This window comes from Mycobacterium sp., assembly GCF_036273375.1.
In the GTDB taxonomy this organism is placed as follows: Bacteria; Actinomycetota; Actinomycetes; order Mycobacteriales; family Mycobacteriaceae; genus Mycobacterium.
This window is the reverse complement of the sequence record NZ_DASUHS010000288.1, coordinates 1-5478: the sequence shown is the minus strand read 5'-3', so window position 1 is coordinate 5478 and position 5478 is coordinate 1. Positions and strand designations below refer to the sequence as shown.

Genomic DNA, 5478 nt, shown 5'->3' with positions numbered 1-5478 from the left:
ACTGCCGGCACACCTCACCCGGATCGGCCATGTTCGTGACCGACCTGGCCCACACGTCGGCGCTGGGTGACTTGGCGCTGCGGGCCTGGGACACGCTCGGCGGCATCGACGTGCTGATCAACAATGCCGCGATGCCCAAGCGGCGCAGCGTCATCGCACTGGACCCGGGCGAGGCCGAAGACGTCATGAGGGTCAACTTCTTCGCCCCGATGCGCCTGACGCTGGCGCTGTTGCCGCGGATGCTGGCGCGCGGGTCGGGCATGATCGTCAACGTGTCCAGCGTCGGCGGCCGGCTCGGAATAATTCACGAAAGTGCATACTGTGCCAGCAAATTCGCGCTGTGCGGGTGGAGTGAGGCGATGGCCGTGGATCTGCATGACACGCCGATCTCGGTGAAGCTGATCGAGCCGGGCCCGGTCGACACCGAGATCTGGGACCACCCGGGCAGCGAGGAACCGCTCTACCAGGGACCCAAGGTGGCCGCGGACGTGGTGGCCGACGGCATCATCGCGGCCATGGGCAGTGAGCGCTTCGAGCACTACCTGCCCGACATGAAGGCCGTCATCGACGCCAAAAACGCTGACCTGGATGCGTTCATCGCCGGGGCGGCGGGGATGGCGTCCCGATGAAGGCACTCGTCTACGGCGTGCCGCCGGAGCCTTTCGATGTTCCCGACGACGCCAACCCGTTGACCCAGAACCTGGCGCACACCCCGACCGCCCTGTGCGAATTGCCGGACCCAGAACTGCCGCATGAGGACTGGGTGATCACCCGGCCGCGGCTGACCGGCATCTGCGGGTCGGATTCCAAGCAGATCCTGATGGATTTCGGCGAGGGCGACACCGACAACGCCATGGCGGCGTTCTGTTCGTTCCCGCAAGTCATGGGCCACGAGGTGATCGCCGACGTGGTGGCGCTGGGCCCCAAGGCCCGGGGGCTGCAGGTGGGGGAGCGGGTGGTGCTCAACCCGTGGCTGTCCTGCGGGCCGCGTGGCATCCAACCGCCCTGTCCCGCATGCGAAGCCGGTGACTACAGCCTGTGCTGGAGCTTCACCGACGGCGACATCAAGCCGGGCATCCACACCGGGGTATCGGCCGACGTGACTGGCGGCTACGCCGAACTGATGCCCGCCCACGACAGCATGCTGTTCGCCGTACCGGACTCGATTCCCGACGAGATGGCCGTGTTCGCCGACCCGTTCTCGGTGTCGCTGCACGCGATCACCCGCCACCCGCCGCCCCGCTCCGGCGCCGCACTCGTGTATGGGGCCGGCTCGCTGGGGTTGTGTGCCGTCGCGATCCTGCGGGCGCTGCATCCCGAGGTGGCCGTCGCGGTGGTGGCGCGCTTTGCTGCGCAGGCCGAGCTGGCCCGTCGGTTCGGTGCCGCGAAAATCCTTGCGCACGAACCGCGAAGGGCCATCATCGACGAGATCGTCGCCTGGGGCGGTGGCCGGCTACGCCAGCCGCTGCAGGGGCTGCCGATGGCTCACCCCGGCGCCGTCGACGTCGTCTACGACACCGTCGGCAAGCCCGAGACTTTCGAAGTCGGCGTCCGGGTCCTGCGGTCGCGAGGGACGTTGGTGAAGGCCGGTGTTCACGCCCCCGGGCGGTGGGAGGACAGCCCGCTCTACTTCAAGGAGATCTCGTTCGTCGGCTCGAATGCCTTCGGCGTCGAAGAGGTGGACGGGCAGCGCAAGCACGCCATCGCCCACTACCTTGACCTTGCCGCCGCTCACCGGGTGGACCTGCGTCCCATGCTCACCCATACCTTCGGGCTAGAGCAGTGGCGGGACGCCTTTGTGGCGATCGCCAACCAGGGCGACAGCGGCGCGGTGAAGGTGGGGATCGACCAGCGCTAGGCGAGTGCCCCTGGGGATCCGGTGATCGGCAAGTCGATCGGGGTGATGACACCCGGTCGTGCGTCACAAAGGAACGGTATGGCGTTGACCGCCGCGACAGCGGTGCTGTCCATCAACACGGTCATCGCGTCCTGTCCCGGCAGGCCGAACCGGATCGTCGCGTCGACGTGTGGTTCACCTTCGATCACCACGCTGAAACCCTCGGGGTCGGTCCAATGCGGGTCGAGCGCATCGTTACTCATGGTCCAGCAGATGGCCAGCTCGACCACTGGGCGGCCGCCACGATAGCCGCGATAGGTGCGCCGCTGGCCCCCGGCGGTGCCGGCGGCATAGTCCACCCAGCCCAGATTCAGATCCCTTGTCAGCACGGCGGGCTCGACGAATGCCTCCTTGGAGTCGAGCTCGGTGCCCAGCATGGTGGCGATCATGTCCAGCGTCTCGAAGTAGCCGAGGCCGTATCGTTGCGTCTCCGGCTCGAGGCGCGTCACCCGCTCACGGGGTGGTGTGCCGAATCCGAGCACCTTCCACACGTCCTGTACGGGATAGGTTGTGCAGTCCAATGTCTCGACGAGCTTGACGCTGTGCACCTGTCGGCAGGCGCCGGTGAGGAACCCGGCAACGACGTTGATGAAGCCTGGCTCGAACCCCGTGCCCAGGAAGGTCGCGCGCCCCTGTTGCGCCGCCTCCTCGAGCGCCGGGAGTTCGACCGGGTGATGGGTGCCGGTCACGAAATCTCCCGTCGTGACGACATTGATGCCGGAGCGCAGCATCCTGATCACCAGCTCGTAGTCGATGACACGGGGCATGTAGTTCACACAGTCCGGCGCAAGCTCGATCAACGCGTCGGCGTCGGCGGTTGCGGCCACACCGACTGGGGGGCGGTCGGCCAGCACACCCGCATCGCGGCCCGCCTTATCCGAACCGAATGCGTGAACGCCCACCACGTCGAAGTCGTCACGGTCCAGCAGGATGCCGAGCGCTCGACTGCCGATGTTGCCGGTTGACCACTGGACTACGCGGTATGGCGCCATGCCTCACACCGTAGACCCCACCGCCTGGACGCGTGTGTCAATCGCTGGCCACTCTATTGTCCTGCCGAGAGTTGTTGTCCGTCAGAGCGATTCGATGTCCAGCCACTGGCCAACGTCGAATCGGTCCGCGCGGATCGTTGCGCCGCCGCGACCGGGGTAGTGCGCAGGGATCATGGCGGCCTTCGCTTGGACGGCCTCGGCGAATATCCGCTGGCGCGTGACCGCCGCGGCGGGCGCGTCGACGTCGAAGGCGCAGCTTTGGATCGCGATGTGCCACTGATCGGTCGAGGGATAGAAGAAGTCCGGCACCAGCAGATCGGCATTGTCCCGCCAACCGGACGGCGGCGTCTGCGGGAAAAGGCGCGTTCCCAGGTCGAACCGGACCGGGCGCATCAGGTGTTGGCGCGCAGATAGCTGTAAACCGATGCGAAGTTGCGGTTGACGTCCTCGGGGATCGGCACCGGGCCACCGAGTGCGCGTGCGCCCCAAACGATCTGGGCGGTCCGCTCGACCAGGGCGGTGATATGCAGGACCTTGTCGGGCCGCGGTCCCACCGCCACCAGGCCATGGTTGGCGATCAGCGCTGCGCCGCGGCCGTCGAGCGCCTGCACCGCGTTGACACCGACGTCGGGCGTGCCCGATGCGGCATAGTCGGCGCATCGGACGTCGCCGCCGCAGTACACCGCGAACTCGTCGATACACGCCGGGATCGATTCGCGGGCGATGGCGAACATGGTCGCCCACACCGGATGACTGTGAATGACGCTGCCGACGTCGTCGAAGGCCCGATAGCAGGCCAGGTGGAGCTGCATCTCCGACGACGGTGACCGACCCTCGGCCGCCTGCAACACCGCGCCGTCCGCGTCGATGAGCACCAGATCGTCGAGCTGCATGTCGCGGTAGTCCACCGATGACGGGGTGATGACGACGTTGCCGTCGGCACGTCGCGCCGAGATATTTCCTGCCGTCCCCTCCACCAGGCCGCGGCGCAGCATGTCCTTGGCGGCGTCCAGCACCGCGGTTTCCGGGTCGTCGACGTACTTCATGGCCCCAGCACCTCCGGGTTGACGATATGAACGGGCGCCTCGCCGGCCAGCAGCGCCTCCAAGTCGTCGGCCACCATCTGCGCCTGCCGCGCCTCGGTGTCGAACGTGGCACCCCCGATATGTGGCGTCAGCACGACGTTTCCCATCCCCACCAGCGGGTGGTCGACCGGCAGCCATTCGCCGGCGAAGTGGTCGAGCCCCGCGGCGCCCACCTTGCCCGCGGCCAGGGCGTCGACCAGGGCGTCGGTGTCGTGCAGCTGCGCACGCGCCGTGTTGAGGAAGATCACGCCGTCGCGCATGGCGGCGAACTCCCGCGCACCGATCATGCCGGCGGTGTCGTCGGTGACCGGCGCGTGCAGCGAGACCACGTCGGCCTTGCTCAGCAGCTCGTCGAGGCTGTGCTTGGCGTCGGGGTTGTACGGGTCGTGCGCGATGACCCGCAGGCCCAGTCCGGACAACCGCCATTGCGTCGCGCGGCCGACGGCGCCGAGGCCCACCAGCCCGGCGGTCAGTCCTGCGATCTCGGCGGCGCGGAACCGCTGATACGGGATGGTGCCGTCACGAAAGATGTTGCCGCTGCGTACATCCGCGTCCGCGGTCAGCACGTGACGGGTGGCGGCCAGCAGCAGGGCCACCGTCATCTCGGCGACGGCATCGGCGTTGCGGGCCGGGGTATTGAGCACCGGGATGCCGGCCGCGGTGGCACCCGCGATGTCGACATTGTTGGGGTCGCCGCGGGTGGACGCGATCACGCGCACGCCCTGCTCGAACACCGGGCCGCGCACCGAATCGCTTTCCACCACCACGATTTCGGCGGATTCGCCGGTGATCCGCTCGGCCAATTGTTCGGGACTGTAGATGCGCAGCGGCGTCTGCTCGATCCAGGGGTCGTACACCACGTCGGCCAGCTCGCGCAGTTTGGCGAAGCCCGGCCCCCGCATGGGGGCGGTCACCAAGGCGCGCGGTTTAGACGTCACGAGTGCCAATGCTGGCGTACGGTGACGCCCGTGTCACGCAAAGACGTCACAATCGGCATCGACGTCGGCAGCACCGCGGTCAAGGCGATAGCCGCCGACGCCGACGGCAACGTGACGGGCCGCGTGCGCATCCCGCATCAGCTGCGCGTACCGGCACCCGACCGGCTGGAGCACGACGCCGAGGCGGCGTGGCGGCGTGGACCGTCGGCGGCGCTGAGCGAACTGGTGCACCAACCCGGCATCGCGGCGGCGGCCGTCTCGGCGATGGTGCCGTCGATGACCGCAGTCGACGACAGCGGCACGCCTATCACGCCGGGACTTCTCTACGGGGACGGCCGGGGCCGCACCCCCGGCGGCGACGCGCAGCCGCTGCCCGCGCTCGGTGAGGCCGCGGAGTTCTTGCGCTGGACGGCTGAGCAGGCGCCGGGCGCCGCCGGCTATTGGCCCGCGCCGGCGGTGGCCAACTACGCGCTGTCGGGCCAGCCGGTGATCGACATTGCCACCGCCGCCACCGCGTTCCCCTTGTTCGACGGGACCGGCTGGAGTCCCGAAGCCTGCGCCGAGCG

The 5478-nt window shown here is 68.4% G+C and carries 7 protein-coding genes; 3 read left to right on the top strand and 4 right to left on the bottom strand.

Annotated features, from left to right (window positions below):
* On the top strand, nucleotides 1-629 hold a 629-nt coding region (locus VFW69_RS25185), incomplete at its 5' end, for an SDR family NAD(P)-dependent oxidoreductase (RefSeq protein WP_526505798.1).
* Nucleotides 626-1858 (top strand): zinc-dependent alcohol dehydrogenase, encoded by a 1233-nt coding sequence (locus VFW69_RS25180; RefSeq protein WP_526505796.1) that lies wholly within the window; start codon nucleotides 626-628, stop codon nucleotides 1856-1858. The genes VFW69_RS25185 and VFW69_RS25180, both read left to right, overlap by 4 nt.
* On the opposite strand, the gene VFW69_RS25175 is transcribed toward VFW69_RS25180, so the two are convergent.
* From VFW69_RS25175 to VFW69_RS25160, 4 genes are all read right to left on the bottom strand, one after another.
* A complete protein-coding gene (locus VFW69_RS25175) occupies nucleotides 1855-2889 on the bottom strand; it encodes an NAD(P)H-dependent amine dehydrogenase family protein (RefSeq protein ID WP_526505794.1) in 1035 nt (344 codons plus the stop codon). The two genes, VFW69_RS25180 and VFW69_RS25175, sit on opposite strands and share 4 nt — an antisense overlap.
* Nucleotides 2890-2970: 81 nt before the next feature.
* Nucleotides 2971-3282, bottom strand: coding sequence for a hypothetical protein (locus tag VFW69_RS25170; protein WP_526505792.1), 312 nt, complete (start codon nucleotides 3280-3282; stop codon nucleotides 2971-2973).
* Nucleotides 3282-3935 (bottom strand): L-fuculose-phosphate aldolase, encoded by a 654-nt coding sequence (locus tag VFW69_RS25165; RefSeq protein WP_526505790.1) that lies wholly within the window; start codon nucleotides 3933-3935, stop codon nucleotides 3282-3284. Before VFW69_RS25165 ends, VFW69_RS25170 begins: the two co-directional genes overlap by 1 nt.
* The gene (locus VFW69_RS25160; RefSeq protein ID WP_526505788.1) at nucleotides 3932-4912 is read right to left on the bottom strand and encodes an NAD(P)-dependent oxidoreductase; all 981 of its coding nucleotides are present in this window, start codon (nucleotides 4910-4912) and stop codon (nucleotides 3932-3934) included. Before VFW69_RS25160 ends, VFW69_RS25165 begins: the two co-directional genes overlap by 4 nt.
* A gap of 30 nt (nucleotides 4913-4942) precedes the next feature.
* On the opposite strand from VFW69_RS25160, the gene VFW69_RS25155 reads away from it, so the two are divergent.
* The coding region (locus VFW69_RS25155; protein WP_526505786.1) for an FGGY family carbohydrate kinase at nucleotides 4943-5478 on the top strand (536 nt) is incomplete at its 3' end.

Coding starts and splice junctions, on each gene's coding strand:
- VFW69_RS25170 (WP_526505792.1), bottom strand. CDS start 3,282: ATGCGCCCGGTCCGGTTCGACCTGGGAACGCGCCTTTTCCCGCAGACG.
- VFW69_RS25175 (WP_526505794.1), bottom strand. CDS start 2,889: ATGGCGCCATACCGCGTAGTCCAGTGGTCAACCGGCAACATCGGCAGT.
- VFW69_RS25180 (WP_526505796.1), top strand. CDS start 626: ATGAAGGCACTCGTCTACGGCGTGCCGCCGGAGCCTTTCGATGTTCCC.
- VFW69_RS25165 (WP_526505790.1), bottom strand. CDS start 3,935: ATGAAGTACGTCGACGACCCGGAAACCGCGGTGCTGGACGCCGCCAAG.